18 protein-coding genes are annotated in these 24234 nt (G+C 61.2%); 2 read left to right on the top strand and 16 right to left on the bottom strand.

Annotated elements, in window-relative coordinates; genetic code table 11:
* Positions 1–1423 precede the first annotated feature (1423 nt).
* The 7 genes from B7E02_RS14925 to B7E02_RS04490 form a co-directional block, all read right to left on the bottom strand.
* A complete protein-coding gene (locus B7E02_RS14925) occupies positions 1424–1723 on the bottom strand; it encodes a DCL family protein (protein WP_080793464.1) in 300 nt (99 codons plus the stop codon).
* Between the two features lie 2 nt (positions 1724–1725).
* On the bottom strand, positions 1726–4107 hold the full coding sequence (locus B7E02_RS14320) for a hypothetical protein (RefSeq protein ID WP_179129653.1): 2382 nt from the start codon (positions 4105–4107) through the stop codon (positions 1726–1728).
* Between the two features lie 142 nt (positions 4108–4249).
* A protein-coding gene (locus B7E02_RS04510; RefSeq protein ID WP_143336607.1) for an IS3 family transposase occupies positions 4250–5538 on the bottom strand; the annotation gives its coding sequence in 2 pieces (ribosomal slippage) (positions 4250–5265 and positions 5265–5538; 1290 coding nt in all).
* Positions 5539–5571: 33 nt separating this feature from the next.
* Positions 5572–6264: a hypothetical protein gene (locus B7E02_RS14000; RefSeq protein ID WP_143336640.1), complete on the bottom strand. Its 693-nt coding sequence runs from the start codon at positions 6262–6264 to the stop codon at positions 5572–5574.
* Complete coding sequence (locus B7E02_RS04500) at positions 6261–6464, bottom strand: helix-turn-helix domain-containing protein (protein ID WP_080793460.1); 204 nt, start codon at positions 6462–6464, stop codon at positions 6261–6263. The genes B7E02_RS14000 and B7E02_RS04500 overlap by 4 nt, the downstream gene beginning before the upstream one ends.
* Positions 6465–6857: 393 nt before the next feature.
* Positions 6858–8321 (bottom strand): recombinase family protein, encoded by a 1464-nt coding sequence (locus B7E02_RS04495; RefSeq protein WP_080793458.1) that lies wholly within the window; start codon positions 8319–8321, stop codon positions 6858–6860.
* 4 nt (positions 8322–8325) lie between these two features.
* Entirely contained in the window at positions 8326–9720 is a 1395-nt protein-coding gene (locus B7E02_RS04490; protein WP_245802159.1) for a cell division protein FtsK, read from the bottom strand.
* A 191-nt stretch (positions 9721–9911) separates the two neighbouring features.
* Here B7E02_RS04490 and eccD point away from each other — a divergent pair, with 191 nt between their 5' ends.
* Both eccD and mycP read left to right on the top strand, forming a co-directional pair.
* The gene (eccD, locus tag B7E02_RS04485; protein WP_245802158.1) at positions 9912–11261 is read left to right on the top strand and encodes a type VII secretion integral membrane protein EccD; all 1350 of its coding nucleotides are present in this window, start codon (positions 9912–9914) and stop codon (positions 11259–11261) included.
* 6 nt (positions 11262–11267) lie between these two features.
* Positions 11268–12515, top strand: a complete 1248-nt coding sequence (mycP, locus tag B7E02_RS04480; protein WP_080793456.1) for a type VII secretion-associated serine protease mycosin — start codon at positions 11268–11270, stop codon at positions 12513–12515.
* Between the two features lie 22 nt (positions 12516–12537).
* Here mycP and B7E02_RS04475 read toward each other — a convergent pair whose 3' ends face one another.
* The 9 genes from B7E02_RS04475 to rpsD all read right to left on the bottom strand — a co-directional run bounded on the left by B7E02_RS04475 (position 12538) and on the right by rpsD (position 24232).
* Positions 12538–12966 (bottom strand): TIGR02611 family protein, encoded by a 429-nt coding sequence (locus tag B7E02_RS04475; RefSeq protein ID WP_080793454.1) that lies wholly within the window; start codon positions 12964–12966, stop codon positions 12538–12540.
* Positions 12967–13116: 150 nt separating this feature from the next.
* Positions 13117–14424, bottom strand: coding sequence for an SAM-dependent methyltransferase (locus B7E02_RS04470; protein ID WP_080793452.1), 1308 nt, complete (start codon positions 14422–14424; stop codon positions 13117–13119).
* A 73-nt stretch (positions 14425–14497) separates the two neighbouring features.
* On the bottom strand, positions 14498–16045 hold the full coding sequence (locus B7E02_RS04465) for an FAD-binding protein (RefSeq protein WP_080794432.1): 1548 nt from the start codon (positions 16043–16045) through the stop codon (positions 14498–14500).
* A gap of 16 nt (positions 16046–16061) precedes the next feature.
* On the bottom strand, positions 16062–17315 hold the full coding sequence (gene eccB / locus B7E02_RS04460; RefSeq protein WP_080793450.1) for a type VII secretion protein EccB: 1254 nt from the start codon (positions 17313–17315) through the stop codon (positions 16062–16064).
* Between the two features lie 1053 nt (positions 17316–18368).
* Positions 18369–20744 carry a DUF6541 family protein gene (locus tag B7E02_RS04450; protein WP_245802157.1) on the bottom strand — a complete coding sequence of 792 codons (2376 nt, stop codon included), beginning with the start codon at positions 20742–20744 and terminating at the stop codon, positions 18369–18371.
* Positions 20745–20819: 75 nt separating this feature from the next.
* On the bottom strand, positions 20820–21707 hold the full coding sequence (gene truA / locus B7E02_RS04445) for a tRNA pseudouridine(38-40) synthase TruA (protein WP_143336639.1): 888 nt from the start codon (positions 21705–21707) through the stop codon (positions 20820–20822).
* Positions 21708–21905: 198 nt separating this feature from the next.
* Positions 21906–22445, bottom strand: coding sequence for a 50S ribosomal protein L17 (gene rplQ, locus B7E02_RS04440; protein ID WP_080793443.1), 540 nt, complete (start codon positions 22443–22445; stop codon positions 21906–21908).
* 55 nt (positions 22446–22500) lie between these two features.
* Positions 22501–23517 carry a DNA-directed RNA polymerase subunit alpha gene (locus tag B7E02_RS04435; RefSeq protein ID WP_080793441.1) on the bottom strand — a complete coding sequence of 339 codons (1017 nt, stop codon included), beginning with the start codon at positions 23515–23517 and terminating at the stop codon, positions 22501–22503.
* Positions 23518–23626: 109 nt separating this feature from the next.
* Positions 23627–24232 (bottom strand): 30S ribosomal protein S4, encoded by a 606-nt coding sequence (gene rpsD / locus B7E02_RS04430; protein WP_080793439.1) that lies wholly within the window; start codon positions 24230–24232, stop codon positions 23627–23629.
* Positions 24233–24234: the final 2 nt, after the last annotated feature.

The following is a 24234-nucleotide window of genomic DNA, read 5'->3' as shown; positions in this document are numbered from 1 at the left end:
TCCATCGCTACCCGATGCCACAGCACCTCGATCGGCCTTTGACACCCGACTGAAAGAGACCCCCACCAATTAAGGAATAACAACGATCAACGAGAACCACTCGAATACAAGTCTGAGATTGCCCCTGGATCAGCACGCATCAACAAATCGACAAACACTCGAGAGCAACACCCACCAACCGACACGCAGAAGGATTTAGAAACGAATACCACGCCAGACCCACGACGCAGTAAACCTTCTCTAAGCCCTCTACATTCAGCCCAGAGACTCCCAACCAGAGACGTCTAAACCTTTCATCCCAGACCCTCTCAAAAGAGGTCTCAACAGAGCTGAAAAAGCACTTATCAAGCCGCAACGTCTGCTTAATCTCCATCGCCGGTGTATTCCAGTGGGACCCTCGTTCTCGTGCCTCGAACCCCACTGAAATACACCGGCGTCACCCTCGCTTCGCTCGTATACACAGCAGACCTCTCCTACCTGGGGAAATGCAAAACCATATCTACGTAGATAGCCCTGATTTCAGCAAAAACACCCCTCATATATACGTATATATGGACTTAATTTCCCCAGCTTAACAAGCATATTCACCCCTTTTCCAGTCGCTAAAGCTCCCTCCACAGGGGAAAAAGAATGGAAGGGCATAAGGGGGTGTGACGCATTGAGCCTTTCGCTGCGCTCAATTCTCAATCCGATCGGCATAGCCGATACACCTGGTTTGCTGACGCAAACCCCCGTCCTTCGGACGGCCCTTATCGCCCAGCTCCTAAGCCGAAGAGGGGTCAGTTGCTGCGCTGCCTTCCCTCCCCTCTTCGTCTCTCCGCTGTGCGCCCCTTCGGGGTGCCCCAACCCGGAAGCGATGCGGCTGGCGCCGCTATCGTTTCGCTTCCGGGTAACCAAGCCCTTGTGCCACCACCCTGACTGCAGCTGTCGCTGCGTCAGGGCTTTAGTTCGGTGCACAGACCAGCCCTTGAGAACATAAAGACGATGCCCCTTCAAGACGTCACACCAGTGCCCATAAGACAGTGACGGACGTAAAGATACGCACAGACTTCAGTTGCGATAAAAGACATCAGCACAGCAATGTGATGCTTAATACCAACGCAAAACACCACGATCTCCGGAGTATCAGAAAACTTGTCACCAATTAGGGAACAAGCGAAAATCTATTACCCCCGTTACCTGCACCGAAAAATCCAAAGAAAATACATCCACAAAACTAAGCCATCCCAAAAGAAGAACTAGTTTTAATAAAAACCCCCATATTTTAAATTTGTGTATAAGTTTATGAAATAAGTTCGTAAACAGGGGTAAGTGTGGACCCTCAAGACCAACTCAACTCTGAAACATCAAGGTTGTTTAGACATGAAAAAACACCCAGTACATTCCGCACAAGAAGTACTGGGTGTGATACAAAAAGTTGGTGCTAATTAGGACGCAGATGGGAAATGCAGTTCTTAATGCTGAAGTTATCGACAGACCCATCAACCCGATACAGCAAGAAGTTACGAGTTCCCCACGCTGGGATAATACCGACGTAGAAAAACTGCACACCCAGACCGCATTTGTTTACATAGTCAGGATGATTCGAAAATAGGCCAGCAACGAATTCAGTGTCTTCATCATTAAGAGGTCTACCGAGCTCCGCTCTGTTCAACAACGCTTTCGCGTGCTGCGCAACGTCCGACTTTGTCTTAAACCCCACGTGACCAATCGAATAGCTCATTGTTACACAGCCCCTGACAAATTGTAGGGCAAGCAGTCATCCTCGGTTGGATGATCGCCAACAGACATCTCTCGCATTCTCGTCAGGAAAGGTTCGAGAACATCAAGGGGAAGCATCTGACTCGCACGTTCGGGCCGACGAGCATTATCCCAATCACCTCGCGACAGTGTTCCAAGTCCCCATTCGGACAGCCATTCCAATCTCTGAGCAACGGTGAGGGAACTGTCAGCAAGCGTTGGAATTAAAACAACACCGGTGCGGTGAGCTATAACAATACTCATCAAAATCACACGCCCGTGTGTTGCAATCCTTCTGCCTTTTCCGTGCGTATTCTTGACCTCCCACTCCTTCCATTCAGCTACGGTTCGTAAACACCCTGTCTCAGCGATCGTGCGGGCTATCATCCTGCCTCTGAGGGCGTCTTCGATACGCTCCCACGGATTAGTATCAAAGTTGGCTACCTCCCACTCAGAATCGTCCTTCGTCTTCACCATCACAGGCTTCATCGTCGCCATATCAGGACGACGCTTTAGGTCATAATCAAGGGAGACAGTCCTATTAACCTCACGGGCACCAAAATCTTCACGCCGTTCAACTCGACTAAGTTCCTTGAACGTTGAGAGCCCAACGTAGTTATTCTGAACACGCCCTTCACGAGTAACAACAGTTTCTAAGAGTAGTTCTCGATCTTTAGCGGTGTCTTTTTCTTCTTCTTTAAGGTCAAATTTCAGACCAGCATGAGCACACACCCCTTCGTCGTCCAGGGAGACATTGCCACGAGTTACGAAGTTCAAGAAAGTCTCCTGTTCATGTTTAACTTCCCACATAGAAGAGTCACCTACCAAGAACTGTCTCGCTTCCCGCAGATGATCGGCCAAACCGAAGAGATCGAGCCCCTCAACGTCGTCTAAGGTCGCATCAGTAATAAACCCGTCAGTCGTGACACTGTAAACCTTGTGCCCATGATCATGAAGTTGCTGCATAGTCGCGTGCAACTGTGCCCGCACCAGACCCGTGGTCATCGCTGCATGATAGGGCGATGTAATCGCACTGCCACCGACAGCGTCCATTTCCTGCCCCTTGGCATTCCATGATCGTCGTTCACTGACGTCCTGAGCTGTCTTGCCATAGATACTGACAACCGCAGTCTTAAGCGTCTTTTCTTCCAGACTGTCCTTGCCATATATCGCTTTAGCAATGTTTCGATCATCGATCAAAGAACGAACACCATGTCGAAGAGTTAGCGACCGTCCATCATCAGGGCCTGAAAGCAGTCGCCCTCGATAACCAATCTGAGCGGTGATCCTCGCCCCCATTTTCAAAGCAAGCCATAGTTCAGGACCGGTTACCCAGGTACCAGCAATCCCTTCACTACTAAGTGCATAAATCAAAGTGTTGTCAGCATTGACAGGCACACACGGGTATTTAACATCGTCGGGGAACTCAAAATTCACGAAAGCCACAACCGGTGACACGGGACTGGGTACGTCCTCAAGAGTCAGCTCTCGCTCATGAATAACCTCCTCGATACACCCAGCCTCGAAATCAATGTCCTCAACACACGCCATGGTTGTTGGATAGGCATTTTGCGCATCCACATCCAATGTTCGAGTCGTGTAATAACCAGGAGAAGGACAACCATTGAGCCCGCCGTGATACGCAGCAGCGAAAGCGGCCATAAACTGATTTGCCGAACCATCAACAGGGGCACGGCGACGTTTAGCGTAGAAACTCAACTTATCCCCTTCTTCCACGGCGTCCAAGCCTTGATCCTCACTAACAAGTCCTGAGAAGATTCGTCTGAATTCTTCGGAACTAGACAACCCGAGGTAGTCCATACCAGAAGCGACCATGGCACGAGCGGCTCCACCACCGAGTGTAATCGGAGGCACAATACTATCGCCCCACATCCGTGCGAAATATTCCACCACAATGACAGAGTCATTGATACCGTATTCCAAGAAGTTCAACAGGTGGTCTCGTTTGTAGATATCCATATGAGATTTCATAGAGTCATCCACATTTAACTTCTCAACACCGCAAGCTAGGCCAAGAGCTGCTAGAGACTGCTGTCCTGCAGGAGCATGAGCCATTGTGTCTCTAATATCAACCGTCATCCACTGCCACCACCACCGAGAGTGATCGCTGCGAATAAGTTTGAAGGGCATCAGCGTGACCAACCCACCGGCAGCAGAAGTCAGATTTCGCATATGATCCACAAGATATCGAGACTGCTTAAAAGCACTGAGGTCAGCAGCACCGAAGTGAGAGACGAGAGTAATGGGCACCCGTGCACGAGACTTCAGTAGAGCCTCATTTCGTTCAAACCGGAGATTCTCAGTGCGATCTGGGTGTGCATCGCCATACCTCTCATCGAATTCCATTTCGTCTTCCAACGTCCAGAAGTCACGAAGACCCACCCCTTTCGACGTCACAACCTCCGGTACCAAGTCAGATTCCCAGAGGCCGGCAACTTCAACAACCTTCCACAAAGCAACATGAACCGGCCCGGGTTCTGTGCCGCTTCTATGCGGGGAGCGACTCCTCGGTGAGGGCCGCGTAGTAGGTCGCCTCGAACTCGTCGGGGCTGACCATTCCAAGGCTACCGTGAAGCCTTCGGTTGTTGTACCAGTCGACCCATCCGGCGGTCGCGAACTCGACGTCTGCGATTGTCTTGTAGGGGCCGTCGTGGAAGATCGTCGTACGCACGCATTCGGCCTTGTAGAGCCCGTTGATCGTCTCCATAAGCGCGTTGTCGTACGCATCGCCGACGGTCCCGATCGAGGCGGCGATACCCTCGAGCGCGAGATGCTCGGTGAGCATCACGGAGGTGTATTGGGCCCCCGCATCCGAGTGGTGCCGCAGTTGTCCGGGGCCGACTCGGTGGCCTTGCCGGTCACGTTCCCAGAGCGCCATGCGCAGCGGGATCATGACGAGGTCGACATGCTTGGTGGTCTGGACGTGCCAAGACACGATGCGTTGCGAGAACACGTCGAGGATGAACGCGACATACACCCATCCCGCCCAAGTGCGGACATAGGTGAAATCGGTGACCCACGTGTGATCGGGCCGCGGGGCGGTGAAGTCCCGGTTCAGCAGATCCCCGGCCCGGATCCCGTCCTTCACACGGATCGTCGTACGGATCGCTTTCGCCCGCGTGACGCCCGAAAGCCCCAATGCCCGCATGGCACGGTCGACTGCCCCGCGGGAGGCCTCCGGGAGCGCGGTGCGGCGGATCAGGGCGGTCATTTTCTTCCGCCCGTACAACCCCTCCGGAGTCATCCGACGACGTTGCTCACCGGCCTGATCCTCGACGGTCGTCCAGGCGGCGTCACGGACCGCGTCCACGACCATCGCGTCGGCTACTGTACGGGCCGAAATCCGGGGGCGTTTCCAGGACCGGTAGGTGCGTGCCGCGATCTTCATGCCCTGCTCACGCAGGACGCGAACGATCGACTCGACGGCGAAGCCCTCCGAACGCATCTGGTCGATGAAGCCCATCATCAACGGTTGCGGGGGTCGAGCTCCCCCGCGAAGAAAGTCGTCGCCGCGCGCAGGATCGCTACGTCCTCACGGAGCCGACGGTTCTCGGCTTTGAGCCGCTTGATCTCAGCGTGCTCTTCGCTGGTTTGACCTTCTCTGGTGCCGGCATCGATCTCAGCTTGGATCACCCACCGGCGCAGCGACTCCACGCCGACGCCCTCCTGACGCGCAACGGCTGCGATCGCCTTCGCGTTCGATGGGTACTCCGATCGGTGCTCGCGCACCAGCCTGACCGCTCGTTCACGGACCTGCGCATCAATCTTCTTTGGCATGAAGCCATCCTCTCAACTCGAAAAGATGCGGCATCAAACCTGGGCCGGTTCAACATGCATACTGATCCGCTCTCCCTCTAGTGGAAGTATCACAACCTCGACCATGACCTCAGGGTCATGTACGTCAACGACAGCGAACTGATATGACAAAATCTCCCGCCGTCCCTTTTCGCCTCCGATGCTGAAGAACTCGGTATCAAAACCAACAATCAGTCCTTTACGTCCAGTTCCCATGGCCTTCATCGAAGCCAAGTCGCCGAATCTAGACGAGTCGGCAACAGCCAAGGAAGCGACTGCGTTGTCATCGTCCGTCTCAAGTTCGGCGACGGTACAGTCGCACGGTCGTAATATGGGGATCCCCATAGGGGCTTGCGACCGTACCGAGTTGTCTACGCTTTGACATGCACAAACGTCCCCCTCCGAGGTAGTTGAATCACACGACGACTCTGAATCGTCGTGTGATTCGCTGTCATCTGATTCGTCCGTAAATGATATTTTCTCCGATCGATGACGCCTTCTCGAGAGGACTTGAAAGGCTGCTCCGTCTCCACGAACACCTTCCCTGAGGATCTCCGAAGACCAACCTCTCTTGGCTGCTTCAACTGCGGTCTTTCTAGCTGTGACACTGTAGTCTTGTGATACCGAAGTGGTATCATTACAGTCAGATCCGTTCAGATCATTTGATGCCCCGGAGGTTGCGACTCCGGGGTTTTTCTCTGCGGTCACTCTGATTCACCGCCTACGCGGTTGGCCATAACCCAGTTGTCGAGATCTTCAAAGCGATAAACAATAAGACGACCGAGACGAGCATAAACAGGCCCCTTACCAGTCGATCGCCACTTCTCGAGGGTGCGTGGGCTTAATCCCAAGTAGGTAGCAGCTTCTGTAGTAGAAGCAATATCTAGTGTGTGGGCAGATATAGACATAAGAATTCCCTAAAATCAGAATTCCACCTGTCACTTTTCGCGCGGCCTCTGCCAAGGATGTTTTCCGCCAGCTATCGCATTGTTTCGGGGCACGATAACCCACGACGCTTGACGTTCTCATATGGATCTCTGCGCGCAAGCGGCCGCGCTCCCCATATGCCTGGAAACAGAATTTGCACCGGAGGAGTCCATCCCTTTTATCCGGCGGGTGGTCGACGATGTTCGTCGATATCTACGACCATACGCGATGAACTACGCTGTAACCAGATCCTATGCAGCAATAAAAGTGGATTTTGTCGATAAATTACAGCCCCCGGAAGGCGCACCCCATCGTCGGTGCAATGTCGATGTAACCGGTGACTGTCTAAACGACAGGGCACGCATCAAACCCACTTAATGCCACGTCACCTGCACACGAGTTGGGTCGAACTTCTTAGCACCATGAGTACCTGGAAGAATATGGATGTCCATCAAAATACGAGTGAGCCGGCGTTTATCCTCGACCGAAGCTCCTACCCACCACTGCGCAAAGTCTTTAACACCTATTAACTCGGCTGCCAGCGGATCAGCGCTACGCGCTGAAGTCAGATTCTGGAGTCGATCATCAATTCCTGTGAGCTGCTCAGCAATTTTCTTTTCTAGGCGAGTAAACGCGTCGACACCAATCTCACCGTCGACAAGTGAATCTTCAAGCAATTCAAGACGAGCGAGTAGTGCGTTACGTTGACTAACGAGCTCTTGTAGCTCCTCAGTCTCCGTTGAGTCCTTGTTAGTAGACAACGACTGTTGTAGCAGCTCCAGACCATCAGGTTTAGACATACGCCCGATAATGACGCGTTCGATCAATGAATCAACCTCATCCCCAATGGTTACATGAGTTCCACCGGGAATACCGCGTCCGCAAGCGTAATAGCGTTTTCTAGAACCATCTTCGCGTGCTCGAGTGCGTGAGTACATGGGATCACCACAGGTACAGGTGAGCACCGAAGCAAGATATCGCGTCGGCGCGTTACCTGCATGGGATCTGCGCCTAGACGGATCGCGCAGCACGGCGTCGAGCTTTTCTCCAGTAGCTTCGTCAATGATCGCAGGCCATTGCCCTGGTCCAATGATTTGACGATCTCTTATTAGTCGGTAACCGGTAACAGGATCAGTAGGGTTGAAAGTACTAATGCCCCTGACCCGAGGATTAAGCAGAATATCTCTCAACGTCGGGGCTGTCATATCCCTCCCAGACGTCGCTGTAATTCCTCTAGCTTTGAAAATCTCTCGGACGGTTTCACGAAGAGTCTTACCAGCAAGAATCATGACGGCTGCATCGCGGATTGCTTGAGCTTCGGTCTCGATGATGGTCTCAGCATCAGCTTCATATCCAAGCATGCGACGACCTCCCGTCTTTGGTCGCCCAACCCGCGCACGGTCTACGTAAGAAGCCCGAATACGCGCAGCGCGGTCAATACTTTCTTGCTCTGCGATCAAACCCAGAATCACGATAATAATTCGGGAAGACGGGTCAGAAGGGTCGATGCTGTAGCCTTGGGTCGCTTTGATACGCACATTATGTTTCTCGCACAGTTCAAAAAGTGCAAGGGTATCCTTCGTACGCCGAGTTAACCGGTCCAGCGCGTACACATACACAACGTCCAATTCACCAGCTTCAATAGACTTCAACAAATTCTCATACTCAGGCCGATACGCACCTGAGAAAGCCGAGGCGTTGTTATCGGTGTACTCCGCTACGATTGTCGCTTCCTCAGCCTCAGCTAGTTTTGTAGCTAGGTGAGCCTGACGCTTGACGCCTGCTTCATCTTTGCGATCAAGGGAAATACGTGCATAAATAGCTGCTCTGAGGGTCATAATTCTATCGTACCCACAAACCACATTCGTTATTGCCGGATCCGGTGGCCCCGATGCACAATCCGTGCGGACCCATGCCGCCCTGCGCGGACTCCTTGAGATCCAGCAACATCGGTGCGCCGGACTCCGTGAGGCCCAGGGGCACGCTCAACCGGGTGCGCGGGGAGCGCCGCTTCACCGGCCACATCCGGTCCGGGGTCAGCTGCTCCACATCGGCGATACCGAGCAGCGGCAGCAGTTCACCCGAGGTCCCCGCCCCCGCGCCCGCCGAACGCCGGTATCCGGTGAGCATCCGTGCGAACACCGTTGCACCCTCCTCCCCCACACGGTCGGGCGCGCCCAGGTGCTCTGGCCCCTGGGCGGTGAAGACACTGAGCTGCTCATCGACATGGATGACCAGTCCCTCCTGCTCCGCGCGCTGCCCCAGGGCCGTGGTACCCAGTGCCCCGACGTTGATGATGCAGGTCCAGGCGGGATCATCGATGAAACTCTCCGTACCGGTGGTCAGTTCCGAATCCAGAATGAGCACGCGGTGCACCGCGCGCTCCGGTGCGCGGGCGTGGGGCACCCATTTCAACCACTCCCAGTTCCCCGCGACTCCGCGGACCTGCACCCCCACCGTTTCGGGTCCGTGGTGAAAAAGCAACTGGACCACCAGGGCCCTGGCGAGATCCTGCGCGCCGGGGCCGCTGAGGCCGAGGAAGCGAAAGGCCTGCAGCTGGACGACCACCGGCATATCCGCCACCGAGCCGACCGCACGCATGGTCCGGCGCAGTGACACGGCACAGACCGGGTCCAGGTCCTCCGGTGCCCCCGTCTCACTGACCTTGATCGCGGGGTTCAGGCTTGTCACGCCCAACCCCAGACGGACCTCCAGGACGTCCGGGTCCTCCCGCGCCCGCTCCCACATCCGCCGGCTGCCCAGCTGCGACCACAGCAGATCCGGGGCCGGATGCCGGTGCCACTCGTGGTTGCGCTGCGCACGGGCGTGGGCGAGCGCCTCCTCCCGCAGCGCACCGAGGTGGCGGAGGTAGGTGCGACGGGTCTCATCGATATCATCGCCGTCCTGCGGCGTGAACATCATCATCATGGACAGTCCCATCATCAGCGGAAAGATCAGGATCATCGGATTGATCATCCCGCTGCTCATCACCATGAGCGCAACCATGGCGAGCACGACCACGACCATGATCACCGGCATGAGGACCCTGATGATCGGTGCCGGACGGTGCCGTTCCACGGATGGAACGGGTTCGGCCACCAGGGGTGTACCCGGCAACGGTGGCGCGGGGTCACGTTCGGGAAGGGCCAGCGGCTCCACGACATAGCCGAGGATCCGGGTGGGATCACCCTCCTGCACAATCTGATCGGCACCGGCGGTGGACATCTGCGCACCCATGGATCATCCCCTTGTCCGGGATCGGAGAAACTACCTTCGTCTCTCCTGTTTGACTGCGAAAGTCCCGCTCCGGTTCCCTCCCGGAAACAACTGGGGGAATTCTCACTCCGATCCCTGCTGACCTGGGGTTTTGAAGAGGTCGAGCTTTGCAAAACCGGGTGCGGCATGCAAGATTGGCGGGCAGGACACTCATGCGTGAAGGGGCGGAGATGGTCAATGACAATATGCTGCGGATCCACGTCCGCATCGATCTAACGGTGGGCGAGAACCCTGTCGCGGTGGCCGATCTGGCGCTGCCGGCAGGGTCAAGTCTCGCCGAGATCCTCGATGAGGTTCTCGAGCTCACCGGGGCGCCGGTGATCTCGCGTCCCTGGATAGCCCGCACCGCGGCGGGCGGCCGCATCGATGCCGGGATCCCGCTTGCCCGCACCCAGCTGGAGCAGGGAGGGGTGCTGGTGCTGTCGCCGCAGCGCGAACTGCCGGCACCGGTTGTCCGCGACGCGGCCGAGGCCCTGGTGGAGCTGTCCACGCGTGCCAGCCCCCACGGACTCCCGGATGCGGTCATCCTCAGCGGCCTCTGCGGTGTGGCCCTGTTGCTCGGCCTGGGGGCATCGCTGGGGGCGTCGATAAGCATGGCCGTGACCGCGGCGATCTGCCTGCTGGTCCTGGCCTGGCTTCCCCGCGTGCAGGCCCCTGTGTCCACAGCCGCCCTGCCGGTGGCGGCCAGCCTGCTGTGCGCAGTGGCAACGGGACTGCGTGTCGACGCCTCCCCCGGCCCGTGGCCGCTGCTTGCGGCCTGCGCGGCGGGGCTGCTCGTCACGCTGCTGCTGCACCTGTTCTTCGCACCGCGCCTGCTCATCAGCATGACGATGGCCACCATCTACGCCCTGCTGCTGGTCACCGCCTCGGCGCTGGCGATCAGGACGGAAGGTGCGGCCGCACTGACGGTGGCGGTCGCGCTCATCCTGATCAGTCTCGCCCCTGGCGTCTCGGCCCAACTGGCGGGGCTGCGCGTACCCACACTGCCCACCGCCGGCCAGGATCTGTCCGTCTCCGATGCCGAGCTGCCGGATCCGGAGAGGCGCGCCCGCGCCGCGCAGACCCTCCACGATGTCCAGCTGCTGGCCACGGCGCTGGTCGGCGGCCCCATGGTGATCCTCACCGCGCTCACCGGAACCTGGGCCTCCACCGCGTTCTGCCTGTGCATCGCGGTGGCATGCCTGCTGCACGGACTGCGCCACAACCGGACGATCCCGTTGTGGTCGCTGGTGCTTCTCGGCTGCGCCTCCCTGATCGCCACAGTGGTGTCGAGCTGTCTGCAGGACCAGGGTTGGCCGCCGCTCGCGCTCGCGGTGGTGCTCACCGGGTTCTGTGTCGGCGTTCCTGCGTGGATGCCGCTGATGCCGACTCTGCAACCCACCACCCTGGTGTGGCTGGAGCGGCTGGAATCACTGTGCATGGCCGCCGCGCTGCCGCTGGCGCTGCATCTTTTGAATATCTTCGGCCTGCTCAGGGGCCTGAACATCGCCCTCGGCGAGTGATCGCTGATGCGCCGCCGCCTGCCCGTTATCGGCACCTGCATCCTCCTCGCGGTTGCGCACCCGGTTTCCGCGCAGACCGCCGGGGTCCCGGAGTGCCCGGCACCGGTAGCGGTGGATCCCCGCACCGCCCGGCCGCATGAACAGCTCCGGGGGTCCCTGCCGCTGGCCCACGCCATCGCCACGGGGGCCGGGGTGAAGGTTGCCGTGGTCGATACCGGTGTCGCCCCGCACCCGCGGCTGCCCGCCCCCTTTCCCGGGGGAGATCTCGTGGGCGCCCACTCCGCCGCGAACACCCCCGGGGAGCTCATCGACTGCGACGGCCACGGCACCATCGTCGCCGGTATCATCGCCGCACGTGCGAAAAACGGAAACGGATGGCCCTATGACGGCGATGGCGACGAGCACATCGGGATAGCACCGGGATCCGAGATCATCGCCATCAAACAGACCACCTCCCAGGTCCGCACGGGACCCGACACCGGAATCGGCACCCTCGGCAGCCTCGCCGATTCGATACACCGCGCCATCGACCACGGGGCGAGGGTTGTCAATGTCTCCGTCGTATCCTGCATCCCGCCCGAACGCGCGGGCGACATTGCGGGCACGGCCATTGACAGTGCCCTGATCCGCGCGGAGGAGTCCGGGGTGGTCGTGGTCTCCGCGGCGGGCAATCTCAGCAACCACTGCCCCGCCGGATCCATCGTCTACCCCGCCCATGCGCCCACGGTGCTTGCCGTCGCCGCCAGCAGTGACAGCCACACCATCGCCGGGTACTCCCTGCCCGCCCCCGCACCGGGTGTCTCCGCGCCTGGCCGCGTTCCGGCCGGTCTCAGCCCCCGCGATGCGGGCTTCTCCCAGGCGATGCGCACCGCCTCCGGTTCCAGCCCCTTCGAGGGGACCAGCTTCGCCGCGCCCGTCGTCGCCGGTACCGCCGCCCTGCTGATCGAAAGGCATCCGCAGCTTCCCTCCGCGGAGATCAGGAGGCGGATCACCGGAAGCGTCGACCCTTCCATCGGCGCTGTGGACCCCTACCTCGCCCTGACCCATGTGCCCGCGGACGAACTGCCGGAGGAGCACCCCGTGCGGCCCGCCCCACCAGCGACCGTCGATGCCTCCGGTCGGGACCGGGCCCTGCTGTTGCTGGGCGCCCTGGGCACATTGTTGATCCTCGCCGCCCTGATCGGTGGCTGGTCGATGGGGCACCGGATCCCCCCGCAGCGGCGGGCACCGGTCAGTCGGTCCACACCGGCCTGACCCCGCCCGGTGTCCGCGGAGGTCAGCGACTCACACCGAGCCACTGGAAGAATTCATCGGCCCATGGCAGCGTCCCGGCGTGCCACATGCCGTAGAAGACCGCCATGAACACGATCCAGATCACCACCAGCATGAGGGCGACGGTGACCATCCGGAACCGGAAGCTCTTGGTGGCGTACCACGCGAAGAAGCGGTCGTACTGGTGCACACCCCAGCCGAGAAGCCGTTTCGCCCAGTGCAGCTCCAGCGAGAGGATGCCCACCCCGATGAAGGTGGTCAACCAGCCCTGACCCGGGAGCGGGATGGTGATCAGCCCGATGATGGTGACCACCCACCCGACGATGAGAGTCCCCGGGCGCACGAGGAAACCGTACTTCTTCCGCTTGGACCGCTCGTGGGCCTCCTGCAGCCGCTCGATACGGTCGGCGACCATCTCCCTCATGGAACTCATGCGTCAGCACCGCCCCGGAGTCGCCGGGGCCGGGGATTCGCTTATGGAAGCACACATTTGACTATCCTGCGGATGGGTGGGATGGGAAGTTGCCAAAGTTCAAGTCTAGCCCGGTTCCGGGGAGCTCGGCCACACCGTCCACACCTTCATCTACACCGTCCACCACATGCGTTCCGGGACATCGCCGCGGCTGCCGTTCTCATCGACCTTGACCCCGAGCACCTGGTGCAGCTGCACGACGTTGTGCTCGAAGCCCCACTCGGAACCGGCCATGTAGAGCCCGAAGAGCCTGGCTGTGGGTTCGCCGGCGAGGCTGACGGCCTCCGGCCAGTCGCGTTTGAGGTTCTCGCACCAGTCGTGGAGGGTCCGCTGGTAATCGAAGCGCAGGTTCTCCTCGTGGAGAACCTCGAAGCCGTTGTCCTGCATGTGCCTTATCACGGTGCCCGAGCCGGTCAGCTCACCGTCGGGGAAGATATAGCGGTCGATGAAGGCCCCGGCGCGCCTGGGGCGGTTGTCAGGGTAGGTGATGCTGTGGTTGAGCATCAGGCCGCCCGTCTTCAGTTTTGCATTGAGCAGCTCGAAGTAGTCGGGATAGTTGGCCACACCGACGTGCTCGATGATGCCGATCGCGGAAATGGCGTCGAAGCCCGTTTCGGGAACATCGCGGTAGTCCATGCAGCGGACCTCGGCGAGATTGTCCAGCCCCTCCCGCCTGATCTCATCCCGCGCCCACTCATACTGCTGCTCGGAGAGGGTGACACCGATGGTCCTGACGCCACGGCGCGCCGCGTAGCGGACCATGCCACCCCAGCCGCAGCCGACGTCGAGGAGCGTATCGCCCTTTTTGAGCCTGAGCTTTTCGAAGATGAGGCGGTGCTTGTTCTCCTGCGCCTCCTCCAGACTCGAATCCGGGGTGGGATAGTAGGCGCAGGTGTAGGTCATGGTCGGACCGAGAAACAGGGAATAGAAATCATTGCCCACGTCATAGTGGTAGCTGACGGAGTTCTTGTCGCGTTGCTTCGAATGCCTGGACGCCAACCCGTTGATCAGTGCCTTGCGCCAGGCGGGTGCCTGCTCCATGCTCGGGATCGCCTGGAACTTCAGGGCGTCCATGTGCCGCAGCGAACGCATGATCTTTAAGATCGTCCCCGCATCCGGCTTGGAGAAGCAGGAGTAGAACTCCTTGAGGGCATCGAAGATTCCATAGGGGTGACCGGGGTGCTCGCCCTCGACGATGAGATCACCCATGAGGTAGGCGCGTGTCAGCCCGAGATCGCCAGGGGCGGTGGCCACGTAGGCGACCGCTTCCTTGTTGGCCACATGCAGGCGGTAGCGTGCATCCTCCGGCCCGGTGGAACTGCCGTCGAAGGCGGTGATATGGAACGGGATCGGTGGGGTGGTGACTGCTTCCACGATCTCCCCGACCGTCATGAGGTCCAGCGCAAGGGCGTTACTCATCGTTGTTTTTCCTTACTTCTCTAACTCGGAATAACTTTCTTGGACATCCGTTGAACTGCCAACGAATCCGAGTTTAGGCTCCCTTCACAGTCTTTTCATACAGTCCGGGGAAACGTCCCCCGGGGTCCCAGTGCTCCTTCAGGCGTTCCGGAATCCGCCCTCCGTAGAGCTTCCGGAAATCCTCCGGGGTGTAGAACGCCTCCGAATAGAGGGACTTGTGGCCCCCGAGCTCGGCGATGCGGTGCTCAATTGCCCTGTTGAAGGCACCCTCCGGGGCATCGGGGCCGAGCAGGTCCACCGGGACCGAGGACCAGAAGCCGATGTTCACCCACGTCACACCCGCGGTCAGCGGGTACAGCGGCCAGGGGTGCTCACCCGCGCCGTCGGCAAGCGAGTCCGCGGTGGTCAGCAGCTCGCCGCGGCGGGTGAGTCCGGTATCGGAATCCCGCAGCCTGATCGGGCACAGCCACAGCGGCTCGATCTCGCAGGAGCTGAAGAACCATTCCAGGAACTCCACCAGTCTGCTGCTGGTCACCTCGACGTCCTGGACCACCCTCTCCCTTGCGGGTCGGCCCTTCCTCGCCTCGATCCGGTCGGCGATGTCGAAGCGCCGGTCCCACCCGATGATCCTCCAGTAGAAACTGGAACGCAGCAGCGCCCGCGGCCACAGCCGACGGATCTCGGGATTCTGTGCGCCGAAGGCCCGTGAGCACCAGAACCAGTCGGTGTCCCAGCGCCAGATGTAGTCCCGGATGGCCAACCTGTCACGGAGGATCCCCGCGGGATGCTGAATGGACCGGTAGTAGATCGTCTCGCCTGTGTAGTCACTGGCCGGGCCAGGCTCCGCGGTCCCCCGCCCCATCACCAGGTAGGACTCCTCAGGGGAGAAGGCGACGCCGTCGAGGTAGTCGACCTCCTCGCCCGCGTACTCCCGGTCCACTGCAACCTGATCGAGGACCCGCGACAGTGAGTCCAGGTCATCGAAACGGACGTGGCGCAGCTCAACGAACTCGGGGGCGGGCTCAAGGGAGATCTTCAGGCGGACCGCGTAGCCGAGGGAGCCGTAGCTGTTGGGGAAGCCGCGGAAGAGATCCGCGTTGAGTTCCGGCGAGCAGGTCACGATCTCCCCGGTACCGGTGAGGATGTCCATCTCCAGTACCGATTCATGGGGCAGACCATTGCGGAAGCTGGTCGATTCCACCCCCATCCCCGTCACCGCTCCGCCCAGGGTGATCGTCTTCAGCTGCGGGACCACCAGGGGCAGCAGCCCGTGGGCGAGGGTGCAGTCCACGAGATCCTCATAGGTGCACATGCCCTGGACGTCGGCGGTCCGTTCCACCGGATCCACCGCGATGACACCGTCCAGCCCGGATACATCCAGTCCCGCCCCCGCCGTGGACCGGCCGCGGAAGAGGTTGGAGGTCTTCTTCGCCAGCCGGACGCGGTGTCCCGGTGGGATGCGCCGGAAGGATTCCCGGAGTGCCGCGACCGCCCGCCAGTGTTCGTACCAGCCCTTCGGTGGTACCTGTCTGGCCTCCAGGCCACGGCCGATGGGCAGGTTGTGCGTCAGTGGTGCCACAGTGTTGAGAACCCTGTTCGCCAGACCATGCAATGCACTCATGCTCATCCAGGTTACTTCAGTACATCGGAGTGCGTGCGGTCTCCGCCGACAGCGGACTGCCGACCGGAAGGAGTCGGAGAATCGACCAGGGCGCCTGCTGGAGCACCTCGATGCCCAGCGCGGAGAGACTGCCGGTGTCTGGAACCGGGTGAATCAGCCCGGTATCGGCGACGACATGGTAGCCGTGCCCGCTGTCCACGCCCACCGCCCCGGCGGCATCGGTGTGGAAGCTGCGGGCCGCGCTCCGCCCGGAGAGCTCCACTCCGGCGGGGAGGGCCCCGCCCAGGGAGATCCCCTCACCGTCGGAGCACACGGTGGTGCCCGCGACAGGCATCCACCGTGGGACGGCGGAGGGCAGTCTCAGCCAGGAGCCGTCGGCCTCGGGGTAGCCGCCGAGCGCCCGGCGCGGTTCCTCCCGCCACGGTGCACCCGCATCAAGAAGGATCCCGTGCTGAACCGCGGTGATCGGGGCAATCGCACCATCGGCACCGATCCAGGCGCGGGAATCGGCGCCGATGACCTCGGGCAGCGGATCGGGCAGGGAGAAGGCGGGCAGCTCTGGGACGGTGTTGAGCATGTCTGGCTGGATGTGCAGGCGCGGGGTGGCCGGGGTGATCTCGAGGTTCCTGCGGATGATCCGTCCCTGCTCCGAATCCGCCGCGGGCAGCGCCGTGCGCCCGGTGGCGGTGATCAGATGCTCATCGATCCCCCCGTCGCCGCTTCTCGACGCCCCCAGCAGCGCCTCCCCCTCACCGAGCCGCGGGGCCTGCGCGCCGCCAGCCACCACGTGCAGCTCACCGGAGTCCACGTCCTGGCAGGCCCGCCACGGTGCGGCCGGCCGGGGTGCGGGATCGATGATCGCCGGGGCGTCGGCAAGCCCGACGGGCACGCCGCGCTCCATTCCTGCGATGACGGAATCACTGGCGGCGACTGGTTCAAGTGCCTCGCCGAGGGCGAGGCGGGCCGAGGCGAGGTTGCTCACCGGATGCACCCCGGAATCCAGTCGCACGAACAGCGCCCCGGAATCGGCGCGGATCAGTGCCGCCTCCCCGGGATCGACCGCGGGGCGGAAGAGGGCGAGCGCAAGCGCCCCCACCGCCACCAGGGAGCAGGCCACTGCGCCGAAGACCAGTGCGCGCCGCCGCCTGCCCAGGGGATCATGGATCATCCGGACGTCCCCCATAACCAGACCATGCTCGATGCGGCGGAGCAGGAAGCGGTGCCCGGAGACCTGCGGTGCCGTGGTGGGCATGAGGATTCCCTTGCTCATGTGTCCACCCCCTCCCCGTAGCCGATAGCCCCTGACCTTAGTGCAGGTCAGGGGCCATTGTCGCGGGGCTGTGAGAAGAATGGCTTTTCGTCCGTACCCGGGAACCGTTCCCCGCCCGGCGCAGTCTAATTAAGGTTCGGCGGAAAAGGTCATCCCCCGGCGCCGGTTATGAACAGTCTGTGCCGAAGGGTGTGGCGGTGACACCACATTAGGCAACTACTGCGATAGCGAAGGATGTACCAACAATTTCCACTGCCCCAGGAGTGCTTCTCGCCGACCCTTGAACGTTGAAATCCGCCACGACCTCACCGGCACCCAATGGAATATGCTTGAACCGCTGCTACCAGCACCTACACGCCAGGGTCGGCCGTATCGCCACCGGCTGCGTGACCTGATCGACGGAATCGGGCACCACATCCGGATCGGCTGCCGCTGACGGGATGTCCCCGCCAGGTGATACAAACTCACCACTTGAGCCAGTGATTGAGTGAAAGGTCATTCGGCCATTATTTGCCCATCAGTGGCTGGAAACATACATCCGGTAGGCAACAAACCCAAAGTTGCTTCGGTCGTCCTGCCGAGCCGTCTGGTTCCAACAACCGTTTGTTGAAAACGTTGTGAAATGGGGCTCTTCTGGGGGCGACGTTACCGCTGTTGGTTTCATTGCTGTTAAAAACGCCTCTTTGTCTTCGGTGTTCAATCTTTCAAATACCCGATCGGGGACCGAAGACTCCATTACTCCGTGGACCAGTTCAGTGAGTGGTTCGGTATTTGCCTGTTGCGCGGATGCACTAACAGTGGGTACAGCGGGAAGTATGGATATTACAAGCACAGTGCATGGACCCTTCGGCCTCAAAGGATCACTCTGTCTTCTTTTCAGGGGACAGCGCTAAAGCAGCCTTTTGCATGATCATAAATAGCTTATTGGAAGCTGTTGAATGCCACAGAAGATGTGCAGCCTCGATGGCTGGAAGAACGCCATGAACGGGCCAGGTCCTTCCCCCGCAAGGCGTGGACATCAATTGCCGACTCAAACGACTTTCATAACACGACCTAGAAGGGCGCATCCTCCGGCCACGGCTGGGCGGGGCGAAGGAGCGACAGGGCCTCGCCGAGGCCGTCACCCGGGCGGTGGAAGACGGGCTGGTCGATCTCCTCCCGGGTTTCCGCGATCCCCAGCTCGCCCCTGGTCGGTACCGGCGGCAGGGGATTCGGCGAGTTGCCCTCCGCACGCATCTGGTTGAGCTCAGCGTCGGTGAAGGCGTCATTGATGGCGAAGATCGTCACCTGCTCGTGCTGATAAACCGGGGTAACCCCGGGAGTCGTCCACAGCCCCTCGAGCATCGGGAGGTTGGGTTCCTGGAAGGCCCAGAAACTTCCCGGTGAGAGCACGAAGAAACCGACATCGAGATCCCTCGCCCCGCGGTCGACAGGGTTCTCCTGATCCGGATCCCCCGGCATCCCCGCCCCGAGCAGCTGCGGCCACCAGTAGAGCAGGTAGGTCGCGGTATCCGGGCCCGCATCGGGCCAGGTGTAGTGGCGGTTGACAGAATGCAGGCCGTTGTAGGCATACATCCATCCGTGCCCGTCGGCCGGATCGCCCATGATCAGCTTGGTCCGCCCCCCTGGCTGCTGGCTGAGCCAGTCCCAGGCGGCGAGGTCGGCATCATTGACCATGCGCCCGTCGTGCGGGGCGGTGATGGAGAACTCCGATCCCTCATCGACGAGATCACGCGCCCAGGCCTGGACGGGGACCGCCACGATCAGCGCCAGCACCACGGACACCACGTTGGACACGCCCGCGAACTTCCGGATCGGCCCCAGGGCGATGAGTCGGATCACCGCTGCGAGTCCGATGCCGGCGGCCGCGAAGGTGAACATCGCCACCGGCATGACCAGGCGGTGCGCCGTGGAATAGTGCAACCCGCCGATGATGTTGAGCCAGTCCCCCCAGGGTTCGTCGAAGGGCTTGAGGGAGTTCACCGTCAGTGCCACCGAGGCGAGGTAGAAAAGCGGAGCCCAGAGGTTGCCCCGCCAGAGCAGAGCCACCACGCCACCGATCACCGCGAACACCAGCAGCCAGGTGATGTCCATGTCACCGAAGGCGTCGGTGTGACGGGTCTCCATCAGTACAGCCTTGATCCAGGATTCCTCCCTGGTGACATCCTCGAGCGCGGAGTAGGACAGCACCTCCTCGGTCTGTTCGGATCCCGAGAGCACCTGCGGAAGCACCAGCACCATGCCGACGACGCCGGTGAATCCCAGGATGCCCACGTCACGCAGCCGGTTGAGCACTCCGCGTCCGAAGGAATCCGCCCTGCGGCTGGGGAACCACAGCAGCTGGCACAACCACCACAGGATGAGAACCATCACCACGATGGTGACGGCGGAGGGGTGCAGCTGGAACATACCGATGAAGGCGAAAACTGCGGCGAATACCCGCACCGGGACCGCGGGGGTGGACATGAACAGCGCCAGGACTATGCCCGAGGAACCGATGGCGGCCACGTAGGGCCAGGCTCCGACGTAGTTGCCGATCCAGAACAGCACCGGGGAGGCGATCACTGCGAGACCGGCGAATCCCGCCCCGATCTGTGCGGTCAGTCCACGGTTGTTGATCATCCGCCAGGCGATCAGCGCCACCCCGAGCGGAAGAAGCAGCCCGGAGAGCACGATGCCGGTGAGGTTCGTGGCCTCGATGGGGGTGATGCCGGCGATATCGGACACCAGCCATGCTCCCGCGTGCCAGGCACTGGGGTAGAACATTTCCTGATCGGTTTCAATGTTGCGCAGCTCGCCCATCCGGGTTGCGGAGGCGATCCCGGTTTCATCGATGAACCGGACCATGGAGGCGTGCCAGTGCACGTCCCATCCCCCGTAGATGTCCGCCAGGCCGTGGGTGGTGCCCTCGAGGAGTTCCAGGGCGCGGTCGATGATCAACCATGCCCCCGTGATGGACCCCGCCGCGGGCAGCAGCCACCGCGGATCCAGCAGCCCACCGTTCCGCGTGGAGCCGTAGAGCCTCATCCACCACGGGGGTCGGGGCGTGCGGTCCTCCGGCTCAACGTCTCCGGGGTGCGGATCCGCAGTCAGTGGCTCCCCGAATTCCGGTAGCTGGTTGATCGGTTCCTCAGCCACGGCCGTGGTGGCCGCCGCGGGTCGTCCCCTGCGGCGCAGGACCGCCACCGCAAGGAAGCCGAGTCGCCACAGGAAACCCAGTACGGCCACGGCGGCGGTGCACACGGCGACGGAACGGACGTCGAAGCGCAGATCCATCATGCCCAGGATCCATGCGGCGAGTCCGAAGATGCCGAAGGACACGGGAATGGAGGCCGCAAGCGCCCACGGTGTCTTCAACCCGGAGATCCATGAGACGATGAATCCGGGAACGCTGAATACAGCCACGGCGATCAACACTGTCGTCAGCATTCGGGTCGTGTCACCACTTTCCTGTTCGCTTTCTCCACTCGGTCTTGCTCTGGCACGAATGCCACCGCATAGAGTTTAGCCGCGTGGGAACTCCCCGAGCCGGAGGCTCGCGGGTATCTCCCTCTTGGCACGGGTCATCACGGCCCGTACCAGGAGCCCATCGTCATCGGGATAGTCCACCGCCGTCAGTGACAGTCCCCTGGCCGCGGCCACCGGGACCCGGGGGCTGCGGGTCGTTGCGTCGAGAAGCTCCCGTGTGAACCCGGAGCCGCGGCGGCCCTCACCGACCGCAAGGCAGGACCCGACCAGGGACCGCACCATCGACCAGCAGAAGGCGTCTGCGACCACGTGCGCCTCGTACAACTGGGGTTCGGTCGGTGTGGAGACATCGGACCAGGTGAACTCCTGGAGGTCGCGGACCGTCGTCGCATTCGGTTTGGCCCTGCAGAAGGCAACGAAATCGTGCAGACCGACGAGCGCATCCGCCGCCGCCTGCGCCGCCTGGATATCGACGGGTTTCGGCCAGGTGGCGGTGTCCCGGATCCGCGTCGGCAGCGGCCCCGCCGGATGCGTGCACACGCGGTAGACGTAGTGGCGGCGCAGGGCGGAGAAGCGCGCATCGAAACCCGGCGGGGCCTGCGACACCGTGTCGACGCGCACGTCGTCGGGAAGCAGCCGCGCCAGCCGGCGGACCAGGCGTGCGGGGTCACCGTCGATGCTGCGCTGCTCGAGCGCGGCCCGCGGTACGTCCACATGCGCGACCTGCCCCGCCGCGTGCACCCCGGCGTCGGTGCGGCCCGCGACGCTCAGCTCAACAGTCTCCCGCAGCACCAGCGCCAGAGTGTCCTCGAGCACCTTCTGCACGGTGCGCAGATCACTGCTGCCCTGCTTGGCCCATCCGTGAAAATCGGTGCCGTCGTAGGCGAGGTCGAGCCGCAGGCGTATCTTGTCCTCCACAGCCATTGAACGCTTCTCCATCCCTTCGGTGTTCGCCGGTGCCCCACCGGCTCTTTGTTTCCAACCGCGCCTCCGGAACGCGCCGGCGCGGGGCGTGGTTGGCAGGGCGGTCCCGGGTGCCGCCCCCGGACGGGGGCCCGAGGCAAAACGCCCCGCACCGGTTGACGGTGCGGGGCGCTCAGGTGGAGTGGGACCAGGGAGAAACTACTTCTCCTCGGTCTTCTCCTCGGTTGATTCCTCGACCGGTGACTCCTCGGTGGCTGCCTCCTCGACGGGGGCCTCCTCCTCGGTTGCGGTCTCCTCGACTACATCCTCAACAGGTGCTTCCTCAGCGGCCTTCTTCGACGCTGCGGCACGGGTTGCGCGGGATGCCTCCGCGGAGACGGTCTCCTCGAGAACCAGCGAGATCTGGGACATGGGGGCGTTGTCGCCCTTGCGGTTCTCCAGCTTGATGATGCGGGTGTAACCACCGGCGCGGTTCTCGAACTTCGGTGCGAGTTCGTTGAACAGGTGGGCGACGACCTCCTTGTTCGGAACCAGTGCCAGAACGTTGCGACGATCCGCGACGGTTCCGGCCTTTGCCTTGGTGATCAGCTTCTCAGCGTAGGGACGCAGAGCCTTTGCCTTGGCATCGGTGGTCTTGATTGCGCCGTGCTCGAACAGCGAAGCGGCCAGATTGGAAAGAATCTTCTTCTGGTGGCTTGCGGAACCGCCGAGACGGGCGCCCTTCTTTGGGGTAGGCATTGTGTACTCCTCGTGTACTTATGTTGTGAGCGCGGCCCTGAGGGCCTATAGCGACTTACTCGGAATCTTCCGGCTCAACATCGATGTACCCACCAGTCTCGGCGTCATAGCCTTCAAGGGTGGAGGGATCGAAGTCCTCGGGAGCATCCTTCAGCGTCAGGCCCAGGCCTGCGAGCTTGATCTTTACCTCATTGATCGACTTCTGCCCGAAGTTGCGGATATCCAGCAAATCGGACTCGGCGCGCTCCGCGAGCTCACCCACGGTGTGGATGTCCTCGCGCTTGAGGCAGTTGTAGGAACGAACGGAGAAGTCCAGATCCTCGATCGGCATGCTGTAGGCGGCGATGTACTCGGTCTCCTGCGGGGAGGGTCCGATCTCGATGCCTTCGGCAGCGGTGTTCAGCTCGCGGGCGAGACCGAACAGCTCAACCAGGGTCTTGCCTGCCGACGCCAGGGCGTCACGGGCGGTGATGGAGTTCTTGGTCTCAACGTCGATGATCAGCTTGTCGAAGTCGGTGCGCTGCTCGACGCGGGTCGCCTCGACCTTGTAGCTGACCTTCAGGACCGGGGAGTAGATCTGATCAACCGGGATCCGGCCGATCTCACCACCGGTGGCGGTCATGGTTGCGGGGACGTAGCCGCGTCCGCGCTCGACGATGAGCTCGATTTCCAGCTTGGCGGTCTCATTCAGGGTGGCGATGTGCAGATCCGGGTTGTGGATCTCCACGCCGGCCGGGGGCTGGATGTCACCGGCTGTGACGGCCCCGGCGCCCTCCTTGACCAGGTGCATGACAACCGGCTCGTCGGAGTCGGAGGACAGCACCAGACCCTTGATGTTGAGGATGATGTCGGAGACATCCTCCTTGACACCGTTGATGGTGGTGAACTCGTGGAGGACACCATCGATCTTCACGCTGGTCACTGCCGCACCCGGGATGGATGACAGCAGGGTCCGGCGCAGTGAATTGCCGAGGGTGTAGCCGAAACCCGGCTCCAGAGGTTCGATGACGAACTTGGAACGCGATGCGTCGACGAATTCCTCGGTCAGGGTGGGTCGCTGTGAAATGAGCATGGAACTCTCCTTGGTTGACGTCCGCTATTTGACGTCGATAGAGCGGAAAGGATGATGATGCGGGAAGATCTCCCGTTCTGCCCGGGTGCGGTACCCGGGCACCACGGAACTACTTCGAGTAAAGCTCGACGATGAGCTGCTCCTGCAGCGGCACGTCGATCTGGGCGCGCTCGGGCAGCTGGTGCACGAGAATGCGCAGGGTGGACGGAACGACCTGCAGCCAGGCCGGAACGATGGCGTCGATGAGGCTGTCCTGTGCCTCTTCGAACCAGTTCATCTTCTGCGACTTCTGGCGGACATCGATGATGTCGTACTGGGAGACGCGGAAGGAGGGGACGTCGACTGCCTTGCCGTTGACGGTGAAGTGACCGTGGGAGACCAGCTGACGTGCCTGGCGACGGGTGCGGGCGAGACCCGCACGGTACACCACGTTGTCGAGGCGGGTCTCGAGCATGACGATGAGGTTGTCACCGGTCTTGCCCGGACGACGGTTCGCCTCGGCGTAGTAGCGACGGAACTGCTTCTCCATCACGCCGTAGATGAAACGGGCCTTCTGCTTCTCCTGGAGCTGGAGCAGGTACTCGGACTCCTTGATGCGTGCGCGGCCAGCCTGCCCCGGGGGGTAGGGACGACGCTCGAAGGCCATGTCTCCGCCGATGAGGTCGACGCGCAGGCGACGGGATTTACGGGTTGCTGGGCCGGTATAACGAGCCATGT

It is taken from the genome of Corynebacterium pacaense, assembly GCF_900169525.1.
In the GTDB taxonomy this organism is placed as follows: domain Bacteria; phylum Actinomycetota; class Actinomycetes; order Mycobacteriales; family Mycobacteriaceae; genus Corynebacterium; species Corynebacterium pacaense.
This window is presented reverse-complemented; position numbering and strand designations above follow the sequence as displayed.

What these genes read in the sequence shown, in the direction of transcription:
- B7E02_RS04495 (WP_080793458.1), bottom strand. Translation starts at nt 8,321, where the DNA reads ATGACCCTCAGAGCAGCTATTTATGCACGTATTTCCCTTGATCGCAAA.
- B7E02_RS04450 (WP_245802157.1), bottom strand. Translation starts at nt 20,744, where the DNA reads ATGCTGACGACAGTGTTGATCGCCGTGGCTGTATTCAGCGTTCCCGGA.
- B7E02_RS04465 (WP_080794432.1), bottom strand. Translation starts at nt 16,045, where the DNA reads ATGAGTGCATTGCATGGTCTGGCGAACAGGGTTCTCAACACTGTGGCA.
- B7E02_RS04490 (WP_245802159.1), bottom strand. Translation starts at nt 9,720, where the DNA reads ATGGGTGCGCAGATGTCCACCGCCGGTGCCGATCAGATTGTGCAGGAG.
- B7E02_RS04470 (WP_080793452.1), bottom strand. Translation starts at nt 14,424, where the DNA reads ATGAGTAACGCCCTTGCGCTGGACCTCATGACGGTCGGGGAGATCGTG.
- B7E02_RS04500 (WP_080793460.1), bottom strand. Translation starts at nt 6,464, where the DNA reads ATGTCTATATCTGCCCACACACTAGATATTGCTTCTACTACAGAAGCT.
- B7E02_RS14925 (WP_080793464.1), bottom strand. Translation starts at nt 1,723, where the DNA reads ATGAGCTATTCGATTGGTCACGTGGGGTTTAAGACAAAGTCGGACGTT.
- mycP (WP_080793456.1), top strand. Translation starts at nt 11,268, where the DNA reads ATGCGCCGCCGCCTGCCCGTTATCGGCACCTGCATCCTCCTCGCGGTT.
- B7E02_RS04435 (WP_080793441.1), bottom strand. Translation starts at nt 23,517, where the DNA reads ATGCTCATTTCACAGCGACCCACCCTGACCGAGGAATTCGTCGACGCA.
- rpsD (WP_080793439.1), bottom strand. Translation starts at nt 24,232, where the DNA reads ATGGCTCGTTATACCGGCCCAGCAACCCGTAAATCCCGTCGCCTGCGC.
- eccD (WP_245802158.1), top strand. Translation starts at nt 9,912, where the DNA reads ATGCGTGAAGGGGCGGAGATGGTCAATGACAATATGCTGCGGATCCAC.
- rplQ (WP_080793443.1), bottom strand. Translation starts at nt 22,445, where the DNA reads ATGCCTACCCCAAAGAAGGGCGCCCGTCTCGGCGGTTCCGCAAGCCAC.
- B7E02_RS04475 (WP_080793454.1), bottom strand. Translation starts at nt 12,966, where the DNA reads ATGAGTTCCATGAGGGAGATGGTCGCCGACCGTATCGAGCGGCTGCAG.
- truA (WP_143336639.1), bottom strand. Translation starts at nt 21,707, where the DNA reads ATGGCTGTGGAGGACAAGATACGCCTGCGGCTCGACCTCGCCTACGAC.
- B7E02_RS14320 (WP_179129653.1), bottom strand. Translation starts at nt 4,107, where the DNA reads ATGGAATTCGATGAGAGGTATGGCGATGCACACCCAGATCGCACTGAG.
- eccB (WP_080793450.1), bottom strand. Translation starts at nt 17,315, where the DNA reads ATGAGCAAGGGAATCCTCATGCCCACCACGGCACCGCAGGTCTCCGGG.